Annotated in this window: 19 protein-coding genes and 1 pseudogene; 10 read left to right on the forward strand and 10 right to left on the reverse strand. The window is 66.4% G+C overall.

Annotation, left to right across the window (positions count from 1 at the left end):
• Window positions 1-86: 86 nt before the first annotated feature.
• The 5 genes from ACETMP_RS26090 to ACETMP_RS26110 form a co-directional block, all read right to left on the reverse strand.
• Complete coding sequence (locus ACETMP_RS26090) at window positions 87-1730, reverse strand: lysine--tRNA ligase (RefSeq protein WP_375158400.1); 1644 nt, start codon at window positions 1728-1730, stop codon at window positions 87-89.
• 171 nt (window positions 1731-1901) lie between these two features.
• Window positions 1902-2837, reverse strand: a complete 936-nt coding sequence (locus tag ACETMP_RS26095) for a transporter substrate-binding domain-containing protein (protein ID WP_375158401.1) — start codon at window positions 2835-2837, stop codon at window positions 1902-1904.
• A gap of 247 nt (window positions 2838-3084) precedes the next feature.
• Complete coding sequence (locus ACETMP_RS26100) at window positions 3085-3675, reverse strand: SCO family protein (protein WP_375158402.1); 591 nt, start codon at window positions 3673-3675, stop codon at window positions 3085-3087.
• 24 nt (window positions 3676-3699) lie between these two features.
• Window positions 3700-3894 (reverse strand): hypothetical protein, encoded by a 195-nt coding sequence (locus ACETMP_RS26105; RefSeq protein ID WP_375158403.1) that lies wholly within the window; start codon window positions 3892-3894, stop codon window positions 3700-3702.
• Between the two features lie 110 nt (window positions 3895-4004).
• Complete coding sequence (locus ACETMP_RS26110) at window positions 4005-4523, reverse strand: hypothetical protein (RefSeq protein ID WP_375158404.1); 519 nt, start codon at window positions 4521-4523, stop codon at window positions 4005-4007.
• 263 nt (window positions 4524-4786) lie between these two features.
• Here ACETMP_RS26110 and ACETMP_RS26115 point away from each other — a divergent pair, with 263 nt between their 5' ends.
• From ACETMP_RS26115 to ACETMP_RS26140, 6 genes are all read left to right on the forward strand, one after another.
• Entirely contained in the window at window positions 4787-6445 is a 1659-nt protein-coding gene (locus ACETMP_RS26115) for an FAD-binding dehydrogenase (RefSeq protein WP_375158405.1), read from the forward strand.
• 168 nt (window positions 6446-6613) lie between these two features.
• Window positions 6614-6964, forward strand: a complete 351-nt coding sequence (locus tag ACETMP_RS26120) for a RidA family protein (protein ID WP_375158406.1) — start codon at window positions 6614-6616, stop codon at window positions 6962-6964.
• A 110-nt stretch (window positions 6965-7074) separates the two neighbouring features.
• Window positions 7075-7440: a nuclear transport factor 2 family protein gene (locus ACETMP_RS26125; RefSeq protein ID WP_375158407.1), complete on the forward strand. Its 366-nt coding sequence runs from the start codon at window positions 7075-7077 to the stop codon at window positions 7438-7440.
• Window positions 7441-7671: 231 nt separating this feature from the next.
• Window positions 7672-10257, forward strand: a complete 2586-nt coding sequence (locus ACETMP_RS26130) for a ligase-associated DNA damage response DEXH box helicase (RefSeq protein ID WP_375158408.1) — start codon at window positions 7672-7674, stop codon at window positions 10255-10257.
• Window positions 10258-10299: 42 nt separating this feature from the next.
• Entirely contained in the window at window positions 10300-10971 is a 672-nt protein-coding gene (gene pdeM / locus ACETMP_RS26135; protein ID WP_375158409.1) for a ligase-associated DNA damage response endonuclease PdeM, read from the forward strand.
• A 269-nt stretch (window positions 10972-11240) separates the two neighbouring features.
• Window positions 11241-11672, forward strand: coding sequence for a hypothetical protein (locus ACETMP_RS26140; RefSeq protein WP_375158410.1), 432 nt, complete (start codon window positions 11241-11243; stop codon window positions 11670-11672).
• A 127-nt stretch (window positions 11673-11799) separates the two neighbouring features.
• On the opposite strand, the gene ACETMP_RS26145 is transcribed toward ACETMP_RS26140, so the two are convergent.
• Both ACETMP_RS26145 and pyrE read right to left on the reverse strand, forming a co-directional pair.
• Window positions 11800-12579: a DUF2865 domain-containing protein gene (locus tag ACETMP_RS26145; RefSeq protein WP_375158411.1), complete on the reverse strand. Its 780-nt coding sequence runs from the start codon at window positions 12577-12579 to the stop codon at window positions 11800-11802.
• Between the two features lie 215 nt (window positions 12580-12794).
• Window positions 12795-13358, reverse strand: coding sequence for an orotate phosphoribosyltransferase (gene pyrE / locus ACETMP_RS26150; protein WP_375158412.1), 564 nt, complete (start codon window positions 13356-13358; stop codon window positions 12795-12797).
• 184 nt (window positions 13359-13542) lie between these two features.
• On the opposite strand from pyrE, the gene ACETMP_RS26155 reads away from it, so the two are divergent.
• Entirely contained in the window at window positions 13543-14169 is a 627-nt protein-coding gene (locus ACETMP_RS26155) for a glutathione S-transferase family protein (RefSeq protein ID WP_375158413.1), read from the forward strand.
• 119 nt (window positions 14170-14288) lie between these two features.
• Here ACETMP_RS26155 and ACETMP_RS26160 read toward each other — a convergent pair whose 3' ends face one another.
• From ACETMP_RS26160 to ACETMP_RS26170, 3 genes are all read right to left on the reverse strand, one after another.
• Window positions 14289-14924: a LysE family translocator gene (locus ACETMP_RS26160; protein ID WP_375158414.1), complete on the reverse strand. Its 636-nt coding sequence runs from the start codon at window positions 14922-14924 to the stop codon at window positions 14289-14291.
• Window positions 14925-15147: 223 nt separating this feature from the next.
• Entirely contained in the window at window positions 15148-18249 is a 3102-nt protein-coding gene (gene polA, locus ACETMP_RS26165) for a DNA polymerase I (RefSeq protein ID WP_375158415.1), read from the reverse strand.
• A 325-nt stretch (window positions 18250-18574) separates the two neighbouring features.
• Complete coding sequence (locus tag ACETMP_RS26170; RefSeq protein WP_375158416.1) at window positions 18575-19642, reverse strand: acyltransferase family protein; 1068 nt, start codon at window positions 19640-19642, stop codon at window positions 18575-18577.
• 202 nt (window positions 19643-19844) lie between these two features.
• Here ACETMP_RS26170 and ACETMP_RS26175 point away from each other — a divergent pair, with 202 nt between their 5' ends.
• From ACETMP_RS26175 to ACETMP_RS26185, 3 genes and pseudogenes are all read left to right on the forward strand, one after another.
• Entirely contained in the window at window positions 19845-21161 is a 1317-nt protein-coding gene (locus tag ACETMP_RS26175) for a UDP-glucose dehydrogenase family protein (RefSeq protein ID WP_375158417.1), read from the forward strand.
• Between the two features lie 198 nt (window positions 21162-21359).
• Window positions 21360-23834, forward strand: a pseudogene (gene hrpB, locus ACETMP_RS26180) (ATP-dependent helicase HrpB).
• 156 nt (window positions 23835-23990) lie between these two features.
• Entirely contained in the window at window positions 23991-24503 is a 513-nt protein-coding gene (locus tag ACETMP_RS26185; RefSeq protein ID WP_375158418.1) for a TIGR02281 family clan AA aspartic protease, read from the forward strand.
• The last annotated feature ends 98 nt before the right edge of the window (window positions 24504-24601 follow it).

A 24601-nucleotide genomic window follows, 5' to 3' on the forward strand; every position in this document is an offset into this window, starting at 1 on the left:
CGCCTCTCTCCGATAGATCGCGCGGTATGGGTCCCCGCGTTCGCCGGGACAGCAGCCGTATGTGGTAGCGAAGGGCATCGCGTTTCTTACGCGCTCCTTGCCAGCGCGCCGTCGATCATGTTGACCGCGTTCTGCACGCCGTAGACCGCGACGAAGGAGCCGAAGCGCGGGCCCTTTTCCTGGCCGAGCAGCACCTGGTAGAGCATGTTGAACCAGTCCAGCGTGACGCCGGGACGACCGTCCTTGCCCTTCTTGACCTGGTCGAGGAACGGCTCGCGGCGGCCGATCTCATAGACGACGTTCTGGATGTCCTCGGCCGAGGCGTCCGCCGGAAGCTGCGACAGCGCATCGCGCAGGTCCTGCAGCGCCGCACGCTCGGTGTCGGTCGGCACGCGGAACTGCTTCGTCGGCGCGACGAAGTCGCGGTAATAATTGATGGCGTAGCCGACCATCGCGTCCAGCTTGGGATGCGTCTGCGGGCTCACGCCGGGACGGTAGCGGCCGATGAAGCCCCACAGCGTCTCGGCATTCTCCGCGTTCGACGACGACACCAGCGTCAGCAGCAGCTGGAAGGTCACGGGCATGTCGCCCTTCGGCGGCTTGCCGTTGTGGATGTGCCAGACCGGATTGCCGAGCTGCTGCTTGCCGTCCTGCTTGGCAAAGCCGTCGATGAACTGCTGATAGTCATCGACGTTGCGCGGGATGACGTCGAAATACAGCCGCTTGGCCGCCTTCGGCTCGCGATACATGAACAGCGACAGCGATTCCGGCGAGGCGTAGCGCAGCCATTCGTCGATGGTCAGGCCATTGCCCTTCGACTTCGAGATCTTCTGGCCCTTCTCGTCGAGGAAGAGCTCGTAGTTGAAGCCTTCCGGCGGCGTGGCGCCGAGCGCCCTGGCGATCGCGCCTGAGAGCTTCACGGAATCGATCAGGTCCTTGCCGGCCATCTCGTAGTCGACGCCGAGCGCGACCCAGCGCATCGCCCAGTCGGCCTTCCACTGGCACTTGACGTTGCCGCCGGTGACCGGCGTTTCGACTTCCTCGTTCGTATCAGGGTCGACATAGGTCACGGTGCCGGCCGCGACGTCGCGGCGGATCATCGGCACCTGCAGCACGATGCCGGTGGTCTTGCTGATCGGCAGGAACGGCGAATAGGTGGCGCGGCGGTCGGGGCCCAGCGTCGGCAGGATGATCTCCATCACCTTGTCGTAGGCGGCGAGCATCTTGAGCAGCGTCGCGTCGAAGCGGCCCGACGTGTAATAATCGGTCGAGCTCGCGAACTCGTAGTCGAAGCCGAAATGATCGAGGAAGGCGCGCAGCCGTGCGTTGTTGTGGTGCCCGAACGAGGGGTATTCGTTGGAGAACGGATCCGGCACCCGCGTCAGCGGCTTGCCGAGATGCGCGGTCAGCATCTCCTTGTTGGGGACGTTGTCGGGCACCTTGCGGAAGCCGTCCATGTCGTCGGAGAAGGCGAGCAGGCGCGTCTTGACCTTGTCCTCGGTCAATACGCGGAAGGCGTGCCGCACCATCGAGGTGCGTGCGACCTCGCCGAACGTGCCGATATGCGGCAGGCCGGACGGCCCGTAGCCGGTCTCGAACAGCACCTCGTCCTTCGGGCTCTTCTTCAGCCGCGCGACGATGGCCTTGGCCTGCTCGAACGGCCAGGCGTTGGATTGTTCGGCGAGCGCACGCAGATCGCTCGGGCTCATGCTGGGATCGACAACGGACATCAAGAAGGGCCTCCGGGCCGCGGAAAATAGCGATTTCCCGGCAGAATGCAAAAAACGTTGGTCGTCATTCCGGGGCACGCGCATCAGCAATGTGAACCCGGAATCTCGCGCCACAATCTCGGAGATTCCGGGTTCGCGCTTTGCGCGCCCCGGAATGACGGGACTGAATGGTCAGAACGGGCTCACCGAGAAATAGCGCAGCCACAGATCGGTGTAGCGGCCCTTTTCCCAGAGGCGGAACAGCGCCCAGTTCAGGGCCTGGCGCAGCACGTCGTTGCCCTTGCGCACGGCGATGCCGATGCCTTCGCCGAAGAAGCGGCTCTCGACGAAGGGGCCGCCGGAGAAGGCGCAGCAATCGCCGGAATCGGTGCCGTTGATCCAGAACGCCAGCGAGATGGCGTCGCCGAAGATGAAATCGACCTCGCCCTTGCGCAAAGCGGCGCGCATCGCCTCGTCACTCGGATAGGCGTGCAGCTCCGCGTCGGTGAACATGGCCTTGAGATAGGCCTCGTGCGCGGAGCCGGCGATGATTCCGACCTTCTTGCCCTCGAGATATTCGGGCCGGATTTCCGGCATCACCGCGTCCTTGCGGGAGACGAAACGCGCCGGCACGCGGTAATAGGGATCGGTGAAGTCGACCCGGGCGCGCAGCTGCGGACTCACCGCCATCGAGGCGATGATGGCATCGCCGCGGTTGGAGGAGAGCGCGTCGACCAGCGTCTCGAAGCGGCGCATCTGCACCGTGCAGGTGACCTTGATCTCCTCGCACAGGCTGCGGGCGAGATCGACATTGAAGCCGGCCGGGTTGCCGTCGGCGCCGGTATAGTTGAACGGCGGATAATCGGTCTCGGTCAGGAAGCGGATCACGGTCAGGCGCGACAGGTCCGGCCGTTCCGGTCGCCGCCGCGGGTCCCAGAACCCGGGCACGGCCTGCGGGGCGGCTTGAGGCGCGATCTGCGGCGTGGCCTGGGGTGCGGCCGGAGGCTGCTTGGCCGGAGCCTGGGCCTCGGCGGCGGGCAGGCTCGCGAGCAGGCACGCGATAGCGGCCAGCCCGGTCAGCAAGCTACGGGCAGATTTGGTCGATTTCGCCTGTTGCGATGGAGCCATCGGCCGGAAATGAACGAATTTCGTTGGGATCGGAGGGCGTTATAGACCATCCCGCCGGGAACGCGAGCGCCGAATGCGGGCTGGATGAAGGTGCGCTCCCTCCCCCACCTGCGGGGAAGGGCGGGGGAGAGGGTTTCTCCTCTAGGCGAGAGCCCCTCCGTGGAGAGAGCCCCCACCCGGCGCTTCGCGCCGACCTCCCCGCAAGCGGGAGAGGTTGCAGCGGAGTTCGCGGCAGACTGCTGGGCCTTCAGAGATACTTCTTCAACTCCGCCGCCGCCTCTTCCGGCGTCCGCTTCAGGTTGAACGGCGAGACGAACCTCCCGTCGCGGTCCATCAGGTAGATCAGCGCGGTATGGTCCATGGTGTAGTCGCCGTCCTTGGTCGGGACCTTCTTGGCGTAGACCCGGTAGGAGGTGATGACCTTGGCGGTCTCGGCGGGATCGCCGGACAGGCCCTCGAGGTGCGGATCGAAGCTCGACAGGTAGTCCTTCATGGTCGCCGGCGTATCGCGCTCGGGATCGACCGAGATGAAGACGGCATTGACCTTGTCGGCATCCTTGCCCATCACGCGCAGCACTTCCGAGATCTCGAACAGCGAGGTCGGGCAGACGTCGGGGCAATGGGTATAGCCGAAGAAGATCAGGGTGGGCTTGCCCTTGAGGCTCTTGTCGGTGACGGCCTTGCCGTGCTGGTCGGTGAGCTGGAACGGGCCGCCGATCGCAGCCGGCTGCGCCACCTTGCTGATCCCGCCCATGGCCCAGAACATGATCAGGAGCCCCACAATGAGGCTTACGGCGAATGCGGTCGCGATCACCAGCGGGCGGGTGGCGGAGCTCATGAGCGGGAAACTTCCTGTCGCGGATCAGAAGCAGGCGGCGAAGCCGGTCCGGATCATTTCGAAGAACATTTGCGTGCCGTAGTGGAACCACAGCGCCAGCGCGCCGAGCACGAGCAATCCAGAGGTCGCCGCGCCCGCCCACAGCAGCACGGACGGCGTCCGGCCGGCAGTGGACGAATTGTCCTGTAACGGATGCGTCGGATGCAGGGGTTGAGCCATGACAATGATCGAGGGCGAAGGCCCGGTTTCCAGGCCTTCACATAGGCTTTGGCCCGCCCGCGGGCAAGGCGCCGCCGGCGGGACAGAACGCTCCGGTCAGGTCGAGAACGTCAGCGCAGCTGGCCCCGGGCGGATTCGATCTGGTCCGCTTGCGGAAGAGACCGGCGCGACGGCTTGATGGTCGAGGCCTGCGCGTCCATGTAGCAGGGCTTGTACATGGCCTGGAGCTGCTTGCCCCGCAGGAACAGCATATGCGGGGTGAGACCGCCGCGCTGGCTGATCCAGCGCCTCACCTGCGACGGGTACATCGAATAGAGCATCTGGGTCGCCTCGGGATTGGTGACGGCGCGGCCATTGCTGCCGAAATCCCAGGCGGCGTGGAACCCGAGCGTCGCGCTGGACGTCACGCAGATGCGGTCATGCGGGATGGCGCCGAGGACGATGGTACAGGCGGATGCGCAAAGGCCATCGATGATGACGGTCTCGCCTGACTGACGCAGATCCTGGTACTTGTCGACGTAGGTTCCAATCCGGCCACCGCGGTCATCCGCGATCCGAACCACCGCGTGAGAAGCCCCCATGCCAGCGATCAGCAGAACCGCCGCAAGCAACCCCGTCAGAAACTTCATTGGCCCCCGCCCCAGTCGAATTCGAATCTGCGTGTCAGGTGGTGATGCACGGCTAGCGTCCGTCGTAACCGAGGTTTTGTCTAGGCAGGCCGGCTGGCTCAAAACAAATTCAAATCCAGTGTTGCGTCCGCGCTGCACTCGGAGGCGCTCTATCCCAAAGTGGAACAAGTTAACGAGGTCTTACGCGCCGCACCCTTGATCTCAGGTACAACCGCCGGCTTCAATCCGGGCGATTACAGGGGGAACTATGGAGGGGGACATGCATGGCTGAGGAAACAGACGTCATCGTCGTCGGGGCGGGACTGTCGGGCCTTGTGGCCGCCACCGAGATTGCCGACGCGGGCAAGCGCGTCATTGTGGTCGACCAGGAAGGCGAGCAGTCGATTGGCGGCCAGGCATTCTGGTCGTTCGGCGGCCTGTTCCTGGTCGATTCGCCGGAGCAGCGCCGGCTCGGCATCAAGGATAGCGTCGACCTTGCCATGCAGGACTGGATCGGCGCCGCCGGCTTCGACCGCGACGACGATTTCTGGCCGCGGCAATGGGCCGAGGCCTATGTCGCCTTCGCGGCCGGCGAGAAGCGCGCCTGGCTGCGGGCGATGGGCCACCGCTTTTTCCCCGTGGTGGGCTGGGCCGAGCGCGGCGGCTACGACGCGATGGGGCACGGCAATTCGGTACCGCGCTTTCACGTCACCTGGGGCACCGGGCCCGGCATCGTCGAGCCGTTCGAGCGCCGCGCGCGCGAGGCGATGAAGAGCGGCCGGCTGAGCTTCAGGTTCCGCCACCGCGTCGACGCGCTCTCGATCAGCAACGGCACGGTGGACGGCGTCAGCGGCGCCGTCCTCGCCCCCGACGCTGTCGAGCGCGGCAAGAGCTCATCGCGCCATGTGGTCGGCGAGTTCGCGCTGAAGGCGCAGGCCGTGATCGTGGCCTCCGGCGGCATCGGCGGCAATCACGAACTGGTCCGGCAGAACTGGCCGAAGCGGCTCGGCGATCCCCCGAAATTCATGATCTCCGGCGTGCCCGAGCATGTCGACGGCCGCATGATCGGCATCACCGAGAAATCAGGCGCGCGGCTGATCAACCGCGACCGCATGTGGCATTATGTCGAGGGCATCCAGAACTGGTCGCCGATCTGGCCGCGCCACGGCATCCGCATCCTGCCCGGGCCCTCCTCGATGTGGTTCGACGCCACCGGCACGCGGCTGCCGGCGCCGCTCTTCCCCGGCTCCGACACGCTCGGCCAGCTCAAATACATCATGTCGACCGGCTATGATTATTCCTGGTTCATCCTGACCCAGAGCATCATCAAGAAGGAGTTCGCGCTGTCGGGATCGGAGCAGAACCCCGACCTCACGGGGAAGAGCTGGCGCATGACCTTGCGGCGCGCCGCCAACAAGGGCGCGCCGGCGCCGGTCGAAGCCTTCAAGAGCCATGGTGTCGACTTCATCGTGCGCGACAAGCTCGAGGATCTCGTTGCGGAGATGAACAAGCTTGCCGGCAGCGACCTCCTCAAGCTCGACCATATCAGGACGCAGATCGAGGCGCGCGACCGCGAGATCGCCAATCCTTACGTCAAGGATGCGCAGGTGATGAACATCCACAATGCGCGCCGCTATATCGGCGACAGGCTGATCCGCACCGCCTCCCCGCACCGGATCCTGGATCCCGCGCAGGGGCCGCTGATCGCGGTCAAGCTCAACATCCTCACCCGCAAGACGCTGGGCGGCTTCGAGACCGACCTCGAGTCCCGCGTGTTCGGCGGCGAGGGCAGCGTCATTCCCGGGCTCTATGCGGTCGGCGAAGCCGCCGGCTTCGGCGGCGGCGGCGTGCACGGCTATCGCTCGCTCGAAGGCACCTTCCTCGGCGGTTGCCTGTTCTCGGGCCGCAATGCGGGCCGCTCGGCAGCAAAGGCGGTGGGCTGAACCGCCCCTTGCGTTGCGCCACGCATCGTCCGGCCGAGATGCAAATCCGTCCGGACATGCATGCGCGTTCGGCCACGCATGCGTGCCGGGCCACGCATGCGTGTCGGGGGTGGCAGAGCGCGGGGTGCTGGGCTAGACAGGGCCGCCATTCCAGTGAGGAGATCCCCAATGAGCATCCAGCGTTTCGAAACCGGCCCACGCATGAGCCAGGTCGTCGTGCACGGCAACACCGTCTATCTCGCCGGCGTTGTCGCCAACAAGGCCGCCGGCGAAAGCGTGACGAAGCAGACCCAGGACATCCTGGCGACCATCGACGGTCATCTCGCCAAGGCCGGCACCGACAAGTCGAGGCTGCTTTCGGCCACGATCTACATCACCGACATGAAGACCTTCAGCGAGATGAATGCGGTGTGGGACGCCTGGGTGTCGCCTGGCAACACCCCCGCGCGCGCCACGGTCGAAGCCAAGCTGGCGGCGCCGCAATACACCGTCGAGATCATGGTGACTGCCGCGAAGTAATTTTCGCGAAAATTTCACGCGCGTTGATGACTTCCGAGGTAATCGATCAGCGCGCGTGAATCTTCGATGATGACGGTCAGCCGAACACGGCTTCATCGAAGGAGAGCATCATGACCGATCCCAACACCATCGCCCGCCGCTACATCGAGCTCTGGAACGAGCGCACGGCCGACCGGCGCCGCGAGCTGCTCGGCGAACACTGGACGAATGATGCGAGCTACGTCGATCCCTTGATGAAGGGCGACGGCCGCGACGGCATCGAGGCCCTGATCGCCGGCGTGCAACAGCGCTTTCCCGATTTCAAATTCCAGCTGATCGGCGAGCCCAACGGCTTCGGCGACCACATCCGCTTTTCCTGGGGCCTCGGTCCGGACGGCGCCGACAGCCCGATCAAGGGCACTGATTTCGCTGTGCTGAAGGACGGGCGGATCAAGAGCGTGACCGGGTTTCTCGATCAGGTGCCGTCCGGGGCGTGAGAGCGCGCTGGCCTTCGTGTAGGAGGGATCTCGCCGCGGCCATCTTTCGGGACGCCCGCCGTTGGCGGGCCCTCAGGATGAGGGCGGAATGCGTGGCAGCAGATGCGGCCGTCTCGAAGGGCGAGGCGCGCGCTCGAAGCGCGTAAAATGCCAAAGCGATAGCCGTCCTCGTGCGGGCGGCGAAGGCGGCACCCCTCGACGAAGCCATCCCTACGGCTTACCTGTCGTGGTGTGCCGCCCCGTATCCTCCAGACATCGGCCGAGCCCGCCGCGCTGCTGCCACGCCGCTTCCAGCAATGGTTCGCAGGCCGCGGCTGGTCGCCGCGTGCGCATCAATTGGCGCTGTTGGAGAAGGCGCGCGAGGACCGCTCGGCCCTGCTGATCGCGCCGACCGGCGCCGGCAAGACGCTGGCGGGATTCCTGCCGACGCTGGTGGAGCTGTCGACCGAGACGGCCGAACGGAAGGCGGCTGAGAAGAAAAGTCTCGTCTCCACCGGCCGCAGCGTGCAACGTTCCGGCGGCCTGCACACACTCTACATCTCGCCGCTGAAAGCGCTCGCCGTCGATATCGCGCGCAATCTGGAGCGGCCGATCGCCGAGATGGCGCTGCCGATCAAGGTCGAGACCCGCACCGGCGACACGCCGGTGTCGCGGCGGCAGCGGCAGCGGCGCTATCCGCCTGACGTGCTGCTGACGACGCCGGAGCAGCTTGCGCTGCTGCTGTCCTCCGACGACGCGCCGTTCCTGTTCTCCTCCCTGAAGCGCATCGTGCTCGACGAACTGCATGCGCTGGTGACGTCCAAGCGCGGCGATCTGCTCTCGCTCGGGCTCGCGCGGCTGTGGCGGCTGGCACCGCAGCTGCGGGCGATCGGCCTGTCGGCGACCGTGGCCGAGCCGGAGCAGCTCGCGCGCTTCCTGGTGCCGCAGCCCGACGGCCAGGAAGCGGCAGCCGACATCGTCGTCGCCGGCGGCGCCGCGCCGCCCGAGGTGGAGATGCTGGACACGCGCGAGCGACTACCCTGGGCCGGTCACAGCGCGCGCCACGCGCTCCCCGAGATCTACGAGCTGATCAAGGCCAACAAGACCACGCTGGTCTTCGTCAACACGCGCAGCCAGGCCGAGATGCTGTTCCAGAATCTCTGGAGCATGAACGACGACGGCCTTGCGATCGCGCTGCATCACGGCTCGCTCGACGTCGCCCAGCGCCGCAAGGTCGAGGACGCGATGTCGGCAGGACGACTGCGCGGCGTCGTCTGCACCTCCTCGCTCGACCTCGGCGTCGACTGGGGCGACGTCGATCTCGTCGTCAATATCGGCGCGCCCAAAGGCTCCTCGCGCCTGATGCAGCGGATCGGCCGCGCCAACCATCGCCTCGACGAAGCCTCGCGCGCGGTGCTGGTGCCGGCCAATCGGTTCGAGGTGCTGGAATGCCGCGTCGCGATCGACGCCATTGCCGAGAACGCGCAGGACACGCCGCCCTTGCGCACCGGGGCGCTGGACGTGCTGGCTCAGCATGTGCTCGGCTGTGCCTGCGGCGAGCCGTTCCTTTCCGACGAGCTTTATGCCGAGGTTCGTACCGCCGCGCCCTACGCCGAGCTGTCGCGGCAGGACTTTGACGACGTCGTCGATTTCGTCGCCTCCGGCGGCTACGCCCTGAAGACCTATGAGCGCTTCGCCCGCATCAAGCAGGACAAGGAGGGGCGCTGGCGCGTCGCCAATCCCAAGGTGCGGCAGAGCTACCGCATGAATGTCGGCACCATCGTCGAGGACGACATGCTGAAGGTGCGGCTGGTGCGCTCGCGCGGCGGCGGGAGCGGATCGACCGGCGTGATCGCCCGCGGCGGCCGGCTGCTCGGCGAGATCGAGGAGGCCTTCATCGAGGGCCTCAGCCCCGGCGACACGTTCGTGTTCTCGGGCGAGGTGGTGCGCTACGAGACCCTGGTCGAGGACCAGGTCTACGTCTCGCGCGCGCATGACAAGGACCCGAAGGTGCCGTCTTATATGGGCGGCAAGTTTCCGCTCTCGACCTATCTCGCCGAACGCGTGCGCCGCCTGCTCGACGACAGCCGCGCGTGGGGCGGCTTGCCGGAGCAGGTGCGCGACTGGCTGTCGCTGCAGAAGGACGCCAGCAAAGTGCCTGGGGTGCGCGAGCTGCTGGTCGAGAGCTTCCCGCGCGCCAACAAGCATTATCTGGTCTGCTATCCCTTCGAGGGCCGGCTCGCGCACCAGACCCTCGGTATGCTGCTGACGCGGCGGCTGGAGCGCGCCCGCGCGCGGCCGCTCGGCTTCGTCGCCAATGAATACGCCATCGCGGTCTGGGCGCTCGGCGACATGTCCTTCATGATCCGCGATGGCCGCATCGATCTCGACGCGCTGTTCGACCCCGATATGCTCGGCGACGATCTCGAGGCCTGGCTCGCCGAGTCAGCCTTGATGAAGCGCACCTTCCGCAATTGCGCGATCATCTCCGGCCTGATCGCGCGCCGGCACACCGGCGAGGAGAAGAGCCGCCGCCAGGTGCTGTTCTCGACCGATCTCGTCTACGACGTGCTGCGCAAGCACCAGGCCGATCACGTCCTGCTGCGCGCCGCGCGGGCCGATGCCGCCACCGGCCTGCTCGATTTGCGCCGCCTCAGCGACATGCTGATGCGCATCCACGGCCGCATCACGCACCGGGAACTCGACCGCGTCTCTCCGCTCGCCGTGCCCGTGATGCTGGAAATCGGCCGCGAGTCAGTTTATGGCGAAGCTGCAGACGAGCTTTTGGCCGAAGCCGCCGACGAGCTCGTCAAAGAGGCGATGGATAGAAGCGGGTAAGACGTGACGGCAGGCGCGCTGATTTCGGGAGATGTCGAGGACATGCGCGTTTCCAGAGTCACGATCAGCGATGTGACCTTCGCGGCTGATCTCTCAGGCGCGCTGTTCTGGGAGGAGCAGCGCCTGCTCGTCGTCTCCGACCTGCATCTGGAGAAAGGGTCGAGCTTCGCCACGCGTGGCGTGCTGCTGCCGCCTTACGATACCATCGCGACGCTCGGCCGGCTCGCTGCTGTCATCTCCCGCCATGACCCGCGAACAGTCATCGCGCTCGGCGACAGTTTTCACGACCGCAGCGCTCATGAGCGCCTGTCGCCGGACGATCGCAATGCCGTCGCCGCACTCCAGACCGGCCGCGACTGGATCTGGATCTCGGGCAACCACGATCCCAAGCTGCCGCGCGATCTCGGCGGCACCATCGCGGACGAAGTCGCGATCGGTCCGATCACCTTCCGCCACGAGCCGACCGGCGCCCACGGCGAGATCGCGGGCCATCTGCATCCGAAGGCGCGCGTCTCGGCGCGCGGCCGTTCGATGGAGCGCCGCTGCTTCGCCAGCGACGGGATGCGCGCCGTGATGCCGGCATTCGGTGCTTACGCGGGGGGCCTCAGCATCCGCGATCCAGCCTTCGCAAAGATCTTTCCGGCGAATGGCTTTGTCGCCCATCTCCTCGGCGACCGCCGCGTCCACGCCATCGCGGCGTCGCGCTGCCATTGAGGCGCCGCCTGCATTAGGACAGCACTACGGTCGGTATTTTCCCGGAATCGCGCAATGCCCGTTGTCGGTTTTAACGTCACGCTCGCCGGGGCTGGAATTTCATCCCGAACAAGATTGCAACCGGCAAGGGGTCGCCTCGGGCGGCCCCTTTCGATTCCGCACGCACCTAGAACGAATTAAGAACACTTTAGCAAGTCTTTGATATATCATTGTGATTCGGCACATCGCCGGCACAATATCTAGCGTCTGTCAGACTTTGCGAGGACTAGATGTCCACCATCGCCTTCGACCAATTTGCCCTCACCCGGATCGCCGATTTCGCGCGCTCGCTGTCGCGGCTGCATCAGGCGGCGCGGCGCCAGCGCATCGACGACGATCAGTTCGACCGTGAGTTCAACGCGGTGTGCCAGTCGATCTGGGGCTACACCATCGACGACGTCAGCGACGACCTGTTCGCGGCCGAGGATCATCTGTTTCTGGACACGCTGGACGAAGCGCAGGCGCGCATCTTCGCGGCCGAGCAGGGTTACGATCTGGTCGGCGATCAGGGCATGCTGACCGATTGGTGGGGTTTCTGCTGGATGATCCTGGCCGAGAAGCGCGGCCTGCTGACGCCGGACAACCGCGCCGCCGCGCGTGCGGCGATCGAGGAAAAATATCTGGCGGCGCCGAACGTGATCGGGGTGATCATCGGGAGGTGACGGCGCGCTCGCGAGCCGTCATTCCGGGGCGATGCGTTAGCACCGAACCCGGAATCTCGAGATTCTCAGGTGCGCACTCGCGCACCGGAGTTCATCGCTGCGCGATGCCCCGGAATGACGGAAGTAACTAATCCAGCCCCGCCCGCTTCGCCGGCTTCTGCGCCGTCGTCTTCGGCACCGTCACATTGGGCAGCGGTTCACGCACGATTTCCGCAGCGGGGTCCTCCGCCGACACCGTTTCCGCGCGCACCGGCGCGACTTTCATCTCGCCGAGGCGGGCGCGGACCTGAGCGGTGAGGCCGGGATAGGACGCGACCGGGGTGAAGTCCGCAGCTTGGTCGTTGCCGACGCGGATGCCGGTATAGGCGACGAGGCCGTCGGTGGTGGCGATCACGTCGCCCGCCTTCAGCGAGGAGTCCAGCGCCAGATCGACCGGGGCGAGGCCGACTGGCTCGCGGCCGTTGCAGGTGCAGTCGGCGCGCAACGCCTTGCGGTAGGCGAACGCGTTCTCGCTGTCGGCGTAGCGCTCGCCGGCCTGCGAATGGGCTCCGTCGATCGAGGAGCCGAAATAGACCTTGGTCGCGCTGGCAGGACAGAACGCCTGACACATCTGCGCCGGCGAGACGAGGCCGCGCATCAGCGGAAAATATTTGCCGTCGCAACTGCGCACGCAGAAGGCCGGGCCGGAGCCGCCTGCAGCCGCCGCGCGGGTCGGCGGCACATATTGCGGCGTTCCGCCGTTCTGTTGACCGCTGAAGGGATCGACGTAGGAGTTCGCCTGCTGCGGCACTTCGCGCTGCGGCCGCTGCTGCTGCATGCCGCCGAAGAGGAAGTCGAACAGGCCTTCGGCCGAAACCGGAGCGGGAGCCGCAAGCAGCGGCGCTGCAAGGATGGCGGCTGCAAGCATCGCGCGACGCCGCGGGCGCGCATGGGACCGGACTGTACGCAAACGCTCACTCCACCCGACGCTACTGAACCGGCCGGGACCCCAGGGGGTCTCAGCACATGATTCACCATAAGCCCGGATGGTAAATGAGCGGTTGAGGGGGCAGTCCTGACGAACTCGTGCTCCGGACGCAGCGCACCGCTACGCGCTGCGCCGCGCCCGGGACACGAGAGCAGTTACCCCTTCAAGAATTCCGAGGCCTTGTACAGCGAGCGGAACGGCAGGCCGGCCGCGGCGAAGGTGTCGGTGGCGCCTTCCTCGCGGTCAACCATGGTCAGCACCAGCACTACATTGGCGCCGGTCTCGCGCACGGATTCCACCGCCTTCATCGCCGAGCCGCCGGTCGTGGTGACGTCCTCGACGATCACGACGCGCTTGCCGGCAAGCGTCTCGCCCTTCGGCAGGCCCTCGATCGCGAGCTTGGCGCCGTGCTCCTTCGGCTTCTTGCGCACGAAGAACGCCGCGATCGGATGGCCCTTGATCCAGGAGATCTGCGCCAGCGCACCGGCAAGCGGCACCGCGCCCATCTCGAGGCCGCCGATGAAATCGAGATTGTCGTCCTTCAGCGCCTCGTAGGTCAGTTCGGCGAGCAGGGTCGCCCCCTCCGGGTCGAGCATGGTCGGCTTGAGGTTGAAGTAGAAATCGCTCTTGCGGCCCGACGCGAGCGTCACCTCGCCGCGGCCGAATGAGCGCCGGCGGATGATTTCGAACAGGCGGGCGCGGGAGGCAGATTTCGACACGGCGGTCCCTCGAACAGCTTTTTGGAGGCGGCGCAATTTATCCGCGACGGAAGCGACATTCCAGAGGGGGCGTCCCTCGTCAACAGGGATCGGCCATCCCCGGCCGCCGGTTGTGGGGCCGCGACCTTCTGGAGTAGTTGAGAGCCCGGATCGGGCGAGACGCCTCTTGGGTAAGGACACGGGAATGACCATCGAGCTGCACACCTGGAACACGCCGAACGGCCGCAAGATCTCGGTCGCGCTGGAGGAGATGGGGCTGCCCTACAAGGTGATCCCGGTGAACATCACCAAGGGCGAGCAGATGGCGCCGGAATTTCTCAAGCTGTCCCCGAACAACAAGATCCCCGCGATCGTCGACCCCGAGGGGCCCGACGGCAAGCCCGTCAGCATCTTCGAATCCGGCGCGATCCTGCTCTATCTCGGTGAAAAGACCGGCAAATTCCTGCCAAAATCGCTTGGGCAGCGGATCCCCGTCTACGAATGGCTGATGTGGCAGATGGGCGGCTTCGGTCCGATGCCGGGCCAGGTGCACCATTTCATCGCGCTCGAGAACGAGCAGGACCGCGCCTACGGCCTGAAGCGCTACATGGCGGAGACGCGCCGGCTCTACGGTGTGCTGGACCGCCGCCTGGACGGGCGCGACTTCGTCGCCGGCGAGCTCTCGATCGCCGATTTTGCCATCCTGGGCTGGGCCTGGCGCCACCCTCGCCACAAGGTTGAACTGGCCGACTTCCCCAACGTCAAGCGCTGGTACGAGGCCCTGATGGCCCGCCCGGCGGTGAAGCGGGGCATGGAGGCGAAGCTGGATTGATTTTGGACGGTGTCATCGCCCGCGAAAGCGGGCGATCCAGTACGCCGCGGCGGTTCGATTCTAGCCGCGCTGCCTCGGCGTACTGGATGCCCCGCCTTCGCGGGGCATGACAACGTGCCTCACACCTTTTTCGCTTCCACCGCCATCCGCACCGCGAGCCCGGCCAGCACGGTGCCCATCAGCCAGCGCTGCACCAGCATCCAGCTCGGGCGGCTTGCCAGGAACAGCGCGATTGAGCCGGCCGCGAGCGCGATCATCGCGTTGACGCTGACGCTGATCGCGATCTGGATCGCGCCCAGCATGATCGACTGCGTCAGCACGCTGCCGGCGGCGGGGTCGATGAATTGCGGCAGCAGCGCCAGATACAGCATCGCGATCTTCGGATTGAGCAGGTTGGTGACGAAGCCCATCGCGAACAATCTGCGCGGGCTGTCGATCGCGAGCTTCCTGACCTGGAACGGCGATCGTCCGCCCGGCTTCACCGCCTGCCAGGCGAGCCAGAGCAGATAACCCGCACCCGCAAAGCGCAGCACGTCATAGGCAAAGGGAATGGCGAGCAGCAGCGCGGTGATGCCGAACGCCGCGCACAGCATGTAGAACACGAAGCCAAGTGCGACACCGCCGAGCGAGACGATGCCGGCCGCCGGTCCCTGCGTGATCGAGCGCGAGATCAGATAGATCATGTTCGGTCCCGGCGTCAGCACGAGACCGAGGCAGACGAGGGCGAAGCCGAGCAGGGCGGAAGTGTGGGGCATGGCGGGACCGGTGCGGGCGATGCACTGGTTTTAATATGCGAGGCCGTGCCGGACCATCGCGCAATTGCACCGAGGACAATTCAGCTCCCGTGTCCCGGACGCGGCGCAGCGTGGACCAGTGCGCCGCAGAGCCGGGACCCGGTCGATGCGGCATGGACCCCGGATCAGCAGCGCATCACGCCGCGAAGGACGGCGCGCTGCGCAGCATCCGGGGAAAGCAGCCTCAATGCGCCTCGTCCCAATTGTTCGCCGCGCGCGCATCCACGTGCAGCGGCACCGAGAGCAGCACCGCCGGGAACGGCGCGTCCTGCATCACGTGCTGAACGACGGGCAGCGTCGCCTCGACCTCGGCGTCGGGTACCTCGAAGATCAACTCGTCATGCACCTGCAGGAGCATCTGCGCCGACAGCTTCTTTGCGGTGAGGGCGTCCTCGACCCGCGTCATGGCGCGGCGGATGATGTCGGCGGCGGTGCCCTGGAGCCGCGCGTTGATCGCGGCGCGCTCGTTGAAGGCGCGCACCGAGGCGTTGGAGGCCTTGATGTCGGGGTAGTGGCATTTGCGGCCGAACAGCGTGGTGACGTAGCCGTGGCTGCGGCAGAAGTCCCGCGTCTCGTCCATGTAGGCGCGGATGCCGGGGAAGCGCTCGAAATACTTCTTGATGTAGGCCGAAGCTTCCTCGCGCGCGATGCCGAGCTGGTTGGCAAGTCCGAACGCCGAGATGCCGTAGATGATGCCGAAATTGATCGCCTTGGCGCGGCGGCGGATCTCGCTCGGCATGCCCTTGATCGGTACGCCGAACATCTCCGACGCCGTCATGGCGTGAATGTCGAGGCCGTCGCGGAACGCCTGCTTCAGCACGGGAATGTCGGCGATCTCGGCGAGCAGCCGCAGCTCGATCTGCGAATAATCCGCCGAGACCAGTTTGTGCCCGGGCGTCGCGATGAAGGCGCGGCGGATCTTGCGGCCGTCCTCGGTACGAACAGGGATGTTCTGCAGGTTCGGCTCGTTCGAGGACAGCCGGCCCGTCGTGGTGGCCGCCAGCGCGTAAGTCGTGTGCACGCGATGGGTCTGCGGATTGACATAGGTCGGCAGTGCGTCGGTGTAGGTCGATTTCAGTTTGGAGACCTGGCGCCACTCCAGGATCTTCTTCGGCAAGTCGTGGCCCTGCTCGGCGAGCTCGTCCAGCACCTGCGCTGTGGTCGACCACGCGCCGGTCTTGGTCTTGGTGCCGCCTGATAGTCCCATCTTGCCGAACAGGATGTCGCCGATCTGCTTGGGGCTGCCGACATTGACCGGCTCGCCGGCGATCTCCTGGATCTCGGCCTCGACGCGCGCGGCGGTCTGCGCAAAGTCGCCGGACAGCCGCGACAGCACCTGGCGGTCGATCGAGATGCCGCGCCGCTCCATGCGCGCGAGCACCGACACCAGCGGCCGCTCCAGCGTCTCGTAGACCGTGGTCATATGCTCGGCGACGAGCCGCGGCTTCAGCACGCGCCAAAGCCGCAAGGCGACGTCGGCGCCTTCGGCCGAGAGCGCGGCGGCCTTGTCGATCGGCACCTGGTCGAAGGTGATCTTGCCCTTGCCGCTGCCGAGCAGCTCGTTCTCCTTCATCATGGCATGACCGAACCAGCGCTCGGACAGCGATTCCAGCGCTTGCGAGCCGCGGCCGGCATCGAGCACGTAGGAGATCAGGAGCGCATCGTCGATGTTGCGCAGGGTGATGCCGTGCTGCGCCAGCATCACGGCGCTGAACTTGACGTCGAAGCCGATCTTGAGGATGCCGGCCGATTCCAGCACCGGCCGCAGCGCTTCGATCGCATCCGCATGTTTGACCTGGTCGGGCGCGAGGCCCGCGTCGAACAGGCCGGCGCCGCCGCCGGACTGCTTGTGCGCCAGCGGCACGTAGCAGGCATCGTTCGGCGCCAGCGCCAGCGCGATGCCGCAGAGATCGGCCTGCATCGGATCGATGGAACTGGCCTTGATCTCGATCGCGACATGGCCGGCATCGTGAACGCGGGCGATGAAGGCGTTCAGCTCTTTGAGCGTCTTGATCGCCTGGTATTTGCTGCGATCAACCGGAAGCTTGCGCAGCGCCTCCTCACGCGCGGCGGCGAGCGAGATCGGCGCGCCCTTCGGGCTCGCAGCCTTGTCCTCCTTGCTTGCCGACTTGTTGGGGCGGCTCTGTGCGGCTTGCGGCGGTGTGCCGGTTCCCGGAGCGGGCACGACGTCCGAGGGCGGCAGCGGCGTGAACACGCTGGCGCCGCTCGAATAGCCGGGGTCGGCATCGACATTGGCGGGATCGATCTGCGCGTATTCGGCGACGCGCCGCGTCAGCGTGGTGAATTCCATCGCCTTGAGGAATGCGATCAGCTTGCGCGCGTCCGGCTCGTGGACGGCGAGGTCGTCGAGCGGCACCTCGAGCTCGACCTTGTCGTCGAGCAGCACGAGCTGCCGCGAGATGCGGGCCTTCTCCGCATTCTCGAGCAGCGCCTCGCGCCGCTTCGGCTGCTTGATCTCGCCGGCGCGGAACAGCAATTGGTCGAGGTCGCCATATTCGGTGATCAGCTGCGCGGCGGTCTTGATGCCGATGCCGGGCACGCCGGGCACGTTGTCGGTGGAATCGCCGGCCAGCGCCTGCACCTCCACCACCTTGTTCGGGGGCACGCCGAATTTCTCGATCACTTCGGGGATGCCGATGCGGCGGTCCTTCATGGTGTCGTACATCGTGACGCAATCGGTCACGAGCTGCATCAGGTCCTTGTCGGAGGAGACGATGGTCGCGCTGGCGCCACGCTCGCAGGCCTGCCGCACATAGGTCGCGATGAGATCATCGGCCTCGAAGCCGGTCTGTTCCAGGCAGGGCAGGTCGAAGGCGCGCACCGCCTCGCGGATCAGCGCGAACTGCGGGATCAGGTCGTCAGGCGCCGGCGGCCGGTGCGCCTTGTATTCGGGATAGATCTTGTTGCGGAACGTGATCTCCGACTTGTCGAAGATGATCGCCAGATGCGTCGGCCGGTTGTCCTCGGGCATCTCGCGGAGCAGCTTCCACAGCATGTTGCAGAAGCCGAGCACGGCGTTGACCTGCAGCCCGTCGGACTTGCGGTTCAGCGGCGGCAGCGCGTGGTAGGCGCGGAAGATGTAGGAGGAACCGTCGACCAGGAACACGTGGTCGCCCTTGCCGGCGGCCTTGGCCGCAACCGGCTTGGCAGCAGCAGGCGCAGCGGTCGCCTTGGCAGCAGGCTTGTCGGCGGCTTTCGTCGCGGCGGCCTTGGTGTCAGCCTTGGCTGAGCTCTTCGAGGATGTCTTCGGCGATGTTTTGGGCATGGCCGCAATGTATGAATTTTTGCGGGCTTTGACAGCCTGAAGAGGGGGATTTTTGGCTCGGTGCGGCCACTATCCCCACTGTCATTCCCCGCGACCCGGCTACGCCAAGGCTTCGCCGAGGCTTCCGTCTTGGGCGCGCCGAAGCTTTAGCGCAGGCGGCTAGCGGGGAATCCAGTACGCCGCGGCGCATCGGTCAATAATTGCTATCTCTGGAATACTGGGTCGCCCGGTCCCGGCTACGCGAAAGCTTCGCCGGACTCGTCGGTTTTGGGCCGACGAAGCGTCAGCGAAGACGGCGAGCCGGGCGACGACAGCGGGATCGCAGCTACTCCGCCGCCTGCAACACCGGCGACGCTTTCTTCGGCGCGATCCAGAACGCGTCCGGCCGCTCGAACAGGAAGCGCGCATTGAAGCGCAGTGCAACCCGCCAGATCGCGAGCGCACCGATCACGCCGGCGATGGTGACGACCAGCGACACCGTGCCGATGTCGGGGATGATCCCGGTGCGCAGCAGCAGCGTCCGGGTCGCCGCCATCGGCAGGAAGAAGGCGAGATAGATCACGATCGAATGCTCGCCGCAGAAGCGCAGGACGTTCATCCACTGGGCGCGGGCGAGCAGTGTGCCCATCGTGATGATGGCGCAGGCGCCGGCAAAGCCGAGCACCAGCGAGACCAGCTTCCATTCGCTGGCCCCCGACACGACGAGGCCGGCATTGGCAAGCGCCCAGGTCGCGAGCGCCAGGAGCGCAAGCGCCGGATGCGTCCGCGCGCGATCCGACAGCGCGAACACGTAAGGGGCGAATAGATAGCCCGAATAGAAATAGACGAAGCGGGCGCAGAACTCGTCGATGACGGTCCAGCCGGTCGTGATGCGGGCCGTCTCGAGCGCGGCGGCGACGAGCCACATCGCGAGCGGCGGGAGCTTGCGTGTCAGTTTTGTGACGACGAAGAAGATCGGCAGCAGATAGATGAACCACAGCGTGCCGAACGGCTCGATGAAGGATTCCAAATACATCAGGCCGACATGCTGCCAGCTCGTCTCCGCCGCGAAAGCCGGCGCCTTGAAGCCGAACTGGATCGTCACCCAGACGACATAGAAATAGGCGAAATGCACCACCTTGCGGTCGAGATAGGTCCGCCAGTCCCGGTCGATCACCAGCGCCAGGAACAGGCCCGAAATCAGGAAGAAATCCGGCATCCGGAACGGCTTCGCGAAGGCTACGAGCACATGCATGAAGCCGGTCTCGCCGGCGGCGAGCTCGACCCCCAGCACCGAATGCATCATCACGACCATGATGATGCAGATGCCCTTGGCGTAGTCGACCCAGTCGACACGTGCGGCAGCCGTGGCCTCAACGCCTCCGCTGCCTACGATTGTGCCTGATGGTGCCATGGTGTCTCTTTTCGAGGCGTGTTCCGCCCCGTCCTGTTCGGGGGTGGGTCAGTGTGGGGCCGCTACGGTTTCCCACTTCTTTACCGATTCACTTCCCGTGCCGCTTTTTTCGCTGCGGACTGTTCCTTCCCTGCGAGAAAATGCTAAACCGCCCCGCGCCGGGGTTTCATTTTCGTTAACCAATCTAAAAACAGGGATTTTCATGCGTATCGCGATGATCGGCACGGGCTATGTGGGACTGGTGTCCGGCGCCTGCTTTGCTGATTTCGGTCACGACGTCACCTGCGTCGACAAGGACGAGAAGAAGATCGCGGCGCTCCACCGCGGCGAGATCCCGATCTATGAGCCTGGCCTCGACGAGCTGGTCGCGACCAACGTCAAGGCCAAGCGGCTCGACTTCACCACCGACCTGAAGAAGCCGGTTGCAGAAGCCGATGCCGTCTTCATCGCGGTCGGCACGCCCTCGCGCCGCGGCGACGGCCACGCCGATCTGTCCTACGTCTACGCGGCCGCGAAAGAGATCGCGCAGTCGCTTTCCGGCTTCACTGTCGTGGTGACGAAGTCGACCGTGCCTGTGGGCACCGGCGACGAGGTCGAGCGCATCATTCGCGAGGCCAATCCCAGCGCCGACGTCGTGGTCGCCTCGAACCCCGAGTTCCTGCGCGAGGGCGCCGCGATCCGCGACTTCAAGTTTCCTGATCGTATCGTGGTCGGCACCTCCGACGAGCGCGGCCGCAAGGTGATGGGCGATATCTATCGCCCGCTGTCGCTGAACCAGGCGCCGCTGATGTTCACCGCGCGCCGCACCGCCGAGATGATCAAATACGCCGCCAACGCGTTCCTCGCGACCAAGATCACCTTCATCAACGAGATCGCCGATCTGTCCGAAAAGGCCGGCGCCAATGTGCAGGAGGTCGCGCGCGGCATCGGCCTCGACAACCGCATCGGGACCAAGTTCCTGCATGCCGGTCCCGGCTTCGGCGGCTCCTGCTTCCCCAAGGACACCAAGGCGCTGATCAAGATCGCGCAGGACTACGACGTCTCCCTGCGCATCGTCGAATCCGTGCTGGCCGTGAACGAGAACCGCAAGCGCGCGATGGCGCGCAAAGTGAGCCAGGCGCTCGGCGGCAATCTGCGCGGCAAGACCGTCGCGGTGCTCGGCCTCACCTTCAAGCCCGACACCGACGACATGCGCGATGCGCCGTCGATCCCGCTGGTGACAGGCCTGATCGACATGGGCGCGAAGGTCAAGGCGTTCGATCCGGTCGGCATGGAGCAGGCCAAGGGCGAGCTGCCCGACATCACCTATTGCGAGGACGCCTATTCCTGCGCGCAAGGGGCCGATGCGCTCGTCATCGTCACCGAATGGGTCCAGTTCCGCGCGCTCGATCTCGACCGGCTGAAGAGCGTCATGGCGCAGCCCGTCGTCGTCGACCTCCGCAACATCTACCGCCCCGAGGACATGGAAGCCGCCGGCTTCGTCTATGAGAGCGTCGGCCGCCCGCCGGTGCAGGGCTGACGGAAGACTCGTTATTCGCGATGGCCCTTGTGGCTCTGTCATTCCGGGGCGCGCATAGCGCGAACCCGGAATCTTGAGATTCCCCGGTCGCAATTGCGCACCTGGGGTCTGGTCCTTCGGACCATCCCGGAATGACGGAGCCTGAGGTTAAGACGTGGATGCTCGGCACAAGGCCGGGCATGACGAGTGGATGGACACTTGCCCCGCAGTTTCGACACGCCCCTCCCGATCGATGCCGTGCTCGACGAGCTCTCGCGCACGCTGGAGGCCAGCAATGCCGCCGTGCTGGTGGCGCCGCCCGGGGCCGGCAAGACCACGCGCGTGCCGCTGGCCTTGCTCGACGCGTCCTGGGCCAGGGGCAAGAAGATCATCGTGCTGGAGCCGCGCCGTATCGCGGCACGCGCCAGCGCCGACCGCATGGCCAAGTCGCTGGGCGAACGCACCGGGGAGACCGTCGGCTACCGCGTCCGGTTCGGCTCGAAGATCTCGCGCACGACCCGCATCGAGGTGGTGACCGAGGGCATCTTCACCCGCCAGATCCTCGACGATCCCGAACTCCTCAGGCGTTGCCGCCATCCTGTTCGACGAATTCCACGAGCGCTCGCTCGACGCCGACATGGGCCTCGCGCTGGCGCGCGATGCGCAAACCGGCCTGCGCGAAGACTTGCGCATCCTCGTGATGTCGGCGACGCTCGATGGCGCGCGCGTGGCCAAGCTGCTGGGCGATGCGCCCGTCGTCGAAAGCGAGGGCCGCGCCTTTCCGGTCGAGACGCGCTATCTCGGCCGCAAGGCGGATGCGCCGATCGAGCGGCAGATGGCGGACGCGATCGCATCCGCGCTGCGCGCCGACAGCGGCTCGGTGCTGGCCTTCCTGCCGGGCGCCGCCGAAATCCGCCGCACCCAAAATTTCCTCGGCGAGCGCGTGCAGGACGCTTCGATCGAGATCGTGCCGCTGTTCGGCGCGCTCGACGCCGCCGTGCAGGACCGTGCCATCGCGCCGGCACCCAAGGGCACGCGCAAGGTCGTGCTGGCGACATCGATCGCGGAGACCTCGCTGACGATCGAGGGTGTGCGCATCGTGGTCGATTCCGGGCTCGCTCGCGTGCCGCGCTACGAGCCTGATATCGGCCTGACGCGGCTCGAGACCGTACGCGCCTCGCGCGCGGCGGTGGACCAGCGCCGCGGTCGCGCCGGCCGCACCGAATCCGGTGTCTGCTATCGGCTCTGGGACGAGCCGCAGACGGCTTCGCTTGCGCCCTACACCCAGCCGGAAATCCTCAGCGCGGACCTATCCTCGCTGGTGCTCGATCTCGCGCAATGGGGCGTCGGCGACCCCGCCGTGCTGTCGTTCCTCGATCCGCCGCCGGGGCCGGCCTGGAAGGAAGCCAAAAGCCTGCTCGAGGAGCTCAATGCGCTCGATGCCGCCGGCCGCATCACCGCGGAGGAAAAAGCCTCCGCGCGCTGGCGCTGCCGCCGCGGCTGGCGCGAATGATCGTGGATTCGCACCGTGCGGGCGAAGGCGAGGCCGCCGCCGAGATCGCGGCCATCATCACCGAGCGCGGGCTCGGGGGCGACAGCGTGGATCTCGAGCACCGGCGCGACCAGTTCCGCCGCGACCGCTCGCCGCGCGCAGCGAGCGCGCGCGACCTCGCGCGGCGCTGGGCCTCGCAGGTCGCGGCCTCGGAGAAGGCCGGCCCGCCGGAGGAGCTCTCGACCGGCCTGATGCTCGCCTATGCCTTTCCGGACCGCGTCGCGCGCAACCGGGGTAATGGCGGCTTCGTGCTCGCCAATGGCCGCGGCGCCGCGGTCGAGCAGACCTCCTCGCTCGCCCGCGCGCCCTATATCGCGGTCGGCGAGATGACGGGCACGGCGGCGAGCGGGCGGATCCTGCTCGCGGCGCAGATCACCGAGGACGAGATCGAGAACCATTTCGCCGAGCACATCGAGACCGCCGACGAGATCTCGTTCGACCGCGGCGCGATGGCGCTGCGGGCGCGGCGCAAGCGCGTGCTGCATGCGATCACGCTGTCCGAATCGACCCTCGCCGTGTCGCCATCCGAGGACACCGCCCGCATTCTTGCAGATGGGTTGGTCGCCGCGGGGCTCGACCGGCTGCCCTGGTCGAAGGCCGCCAAGCAGTGGCGCGACCGTGTCATGTTCCTGCGCAAGGCCGAGGGCGACAGTTGGCCGGATTTGTCCGACGCCGGGCTGATCGCCCGGTGCGACGACTGGCTGGTGCCGGCGCTCTACGACAAGATCGCGCTCAAGGACATTTCGCCGGGCGACCTCTCGGACGCGCTGATGGGGCTGCTGCCCTGGGAGATGCGCGCGCGGCTAGACCGCGAGGCGCCGACGCATTTCGAGGCGCCTACGGGGAGTGTGCTCGCGATCGACTACGAAGCCGAGCAGGGGCCGACCATCGCGGTGCGGCTGCAGGAATTGTTCGGCCTCAACACCCATCCCTCGATCGCGGCCGGCAAGGTGCCGCTGGTGCTGGAGCTGCTGTCGCCGGCACAGCGCCCGGTGCAGGTAACGCGTGATCTCCCAGGCTTCTGGCGCGGCAGCTACAGCGCGGTGCGCTCCGACCTGCGCGGCCGTTACCCGCGCCACCCCTGGCCCGACGATCCGGCCAATGCGCTGCCGACCCGGCGAGCGAAGCCGCGCGGGACGTGACGTGTCTTCTCCCTCGCCCCGCGCTTGAGAGTTTAGGTCGCCGCGTTAACCGTCCGCTCATCCTTTTCGCCAAAATGACACCGTCCCGGCCGCAGCTCCGCTCGCGGTCGGGCGTGCCGCGTGGTGAAATCGGGCTTTCGGCTCGGAAGTGGTGTGATGCGTAACATTATGATCATCGCGGCCGTCATGATCGGCCTCGGCACCTTCATGGCGCAGATGGCGGACAAGATGAGCTCGGCTTCCGCCACCTCAGCGCCGCGCACGACGGTCGCGGTTGCGTCGACCGCGCCGAGCGGCGGCCGCAGCCTCGCCATTTCCCGCGACGGCCGCGGTCATTTCCAGACCGAGGGCCGGATCGACGGCCAGCGCATCGGCTTCATGGTCGACACCGGCGCCTCCGTGGTCGCGCTCAATGAGACCTCGGCGGCCCGCTTTGGCCTGCGTCCCTCGCGCAGCGAGTACAACGCCACCGTCTCCACCGCCAACGGCACCATCAAGGCCGCCCGCGCCCGCATCGCCATGCTCGACGTCGGCGGTCTCATCGTGCGCGACGTCGACGCCATGGTGCTGCCCGACGCGGCGCTGTCGGAGAACCTGCTCGGCCTCTCCTTCCTGTCCCGCCTGAAGCGGTTCGAATACGCCAACGGCCAGATGGTGCTGGAGCAATAGGCAGAGCCGGTTGCGATCAGCCGCCCTCGCGGTAACGTTTCTTCGTTACCAAACTGCCGCAATTATCGGCCATAAGCCTGCATTCCCGCCTTCCGCTG

This window comes from Bradyrhizobium dasycarpum, assembly GCF_042019905.1.
Taxonomy (GTDB): domain Bacteria; phylum Pseudomonadota; class Alphaproteobacteria; order Rhizobiales; family Xanthobacteraceae; genus Bradyrhizobium; species Bradyrhizobium japonicum_B.

Bases quoted from the DNA above. Each gene is read 5' to 3' on its own strand.
- ACETMP_RS26160 (WP_375158414.1), bottom strand. From the start codon at position 14,924: ATGCCCCACACTTCCGCCCTGCTCGGCTTCGCCCTCGTCTGCCTCGGT.
- ACETMP_RS26095 (WP_375158401.1), bottom strand. From the start codon at position 2,837: ATGGCTCCATCGCAACAGGCGAAATCGACCAAATCTGCCCGTAGCTTG.
- ACETMP_RS26100 (WP_375158402.1), bottom strand. From the start codon at position 3,675: ATGAGCTCCGCCACCCGCCCGCTGGTGATCGCGACCGCATTCGCCGTA.
- ACETMP_RS26170 (WP_375158416.1), bottom strand. From the start codon at position 19,642: ATGGCACCATCAGGCACAATCGTAGGCAGCGGAGGCGTTGAGGCCACG.
- ACETMP_RS26120 (WP_375158406.1), top strand. From the start codon at position 6,614: ATGAGCATCCAGCGTTTCGAAACCGGCCCACGCATGAGCCAGGTCGTC.
- ACETMP_RS26175 (WP_375158417.1), top strand. From the start codon at position 19,845: ATGCGTATCGCGATGATCGGCACGGGCTATGTGGGACTGGTGTCCGGC.
- ACETMP_RS26185 (WP_375158418.1), top strand. From the start codon at position 23,991: ATGCGTAACATTATGATCATCGCGGCCGTCATGATCGGCCTCGGCACC.
- ACETMP_RS26105 (WP_375158403.1), bottom strand. From the start codon at position 3,894: ATGGCTCAACCCCTGCATCCGACGCATCCGTTACAGGACAATTCGTCC.
- ACETMP_RS26090 (WP_375158400.1), bottom strand. From the start codon at position 1,730: ATGTCCGTTGTCGATCCCAGCATGAGCCCGAGCGATCTGCGTGCGCTC.
- ACETMP_RS26155 (WP_375158413.1), top strand. From the start codon at position 13,543: ATGACCATCGAGCTGCACACCTGGAACACGCCGAACGGCCGCAAGATC.
- ACETMP_RS26140 (WP_375158410.1), top strand. From the start codon at position 11,241: ATGTCCACCATCGCCTTCGACCAATTTGCCCTCACCCGGATCGCCGAT.
- polA (WP_375158415.1), bottom strand. From the start codon at position 18,249: ATGCCCAAAACATCGCCGAAGACATCCTCGAAGAGCTCAGCCAAGGCT.
- ACETMP_RS26125 (WP_375158407.1), top strand. From the start codon at position 7,075: ATGACCGATCCCAACACCATCGCCCGCCGCTACATCGAGCTCTGGAAC.
- ACETMP_RS26110 (WP_375158404.1), bottom strand. From the start codon at position 4,523: ATGAAGTTTCTGACGGGGTTGCTTGCGGCGGTTCTGCTGATCGCTGGC.
- ACETMP_RS26145 (WP_375158411.1), bottom strand. From the start codon at position 12,579: ATGCTTGCAGCCGCCATCCTTGCAGCGCCGCTGCTTGCGGCTCCCGCT.
- ACETMP_RS26115 (WP_375158405.1), top strand. From the start codon at position 4,787: ATGGCTGAGGAAACAGACGTCATCGTCGTCGGGGCGGGACTGTCGGGC.
- pdeM (WP_375158409.1), top strand. From the start codon at position 10,300: ATGCGCGTTTCCAGAGTCACGATCAGCGATGTGACCTTCGCGGCTGAT.